Here is an 803-nt window from a genome sequence, read left to right as displayed (position 1 = left end):
CGCCCGCCCCGATCCGGACGGCGCCGACGACGAGGCGGTCCCCGTCGAGCCACCAGCCGCGGACGTCGGCCTCCGGCTCCACCGCGCAGCCGGCCCCGAACTCGGCGAGCCCGGTCACCGGAGGCATCGCGTGCAGGGCGGCCCCCGGACCGGTGGCGCAGCCGAGGGCGCGGGCGTAGCGGGCGGCCCACGGGGTGCCGAGCAGGTCGGGGACCCCGAAGACGGAGACGGCCCGCTCGGCCGCCCACAGCCTCAGGTGGACGGGGCCGCCCCGCGGGTGCACGCCCGGGCGCACCCCGCGGGTCAGCAGCCGTGCGGCGAGGGTGCCCAGGGCGAACCGCGACGGGGCGGCGAAGAGCGCCAGCCAGCCCGTCAGCACGAGCCACCACGGGGTGTACGGGGTCCAGGTGTGCGGGGCGAGCAGGCCGAGGACGTTGTCGACGCCGGTCAGGAGGACCACCCCGCGCAGGCCGGTGACGGTGTACGAGGCCGTCTGCGTCAGGAGCTGGACGAGGCCGGCCCGGCGCGGCACGGGGCGGACCGGCGGTCTCGGGTCCCGGCGTGCGACGAGGGTCTCGGCGTGGGCGGCCATGTCCCGCAGGACCGGCCGCCGGTAGAGGTCGGCCACGGAGATGCCCGGGTGGCCCGCGCGCAGTGCGGAGGCGAGCCGGGCCGCGCCCAGGCTGGTGCCGCCGAGGGCGAAGAAGTCGTCTCCGGGGCCCGGGCGGATGCCGAGCTGCTCCTCCCAGAGGACCGCCAGCCGTGTCTCCGCGGGGGTCAGCCGGTCCGGTGGGAGGGGGCCG

1 protein-coding gene is annotated in these 803 nt (G+C 79.0%); it reads right to left on the bottom strand.

What is annotated here, in order from left to right; all coding sequences use genetic code 11:
* The coding region (locus tag VR44_RS11780; RefSeq protein WP_045947394.1) for a phosphopantetheine-binding protein at positions 1–803 on the bottom strand (803 nt) is incomplete at both ends.

The organism is Streptomyces katrae (genome assembly GCF_000966975.1).
GTDB classification, from domain to species: Bacteria; Actinomycetota; Actinomycetes; order Streptomycetales; family Streptomycetaceae; genus Streptomyces; species Streptomyces katrae.
This window is presented reverse-complemented; position numbering and strand designations above follow the sequence as displayed.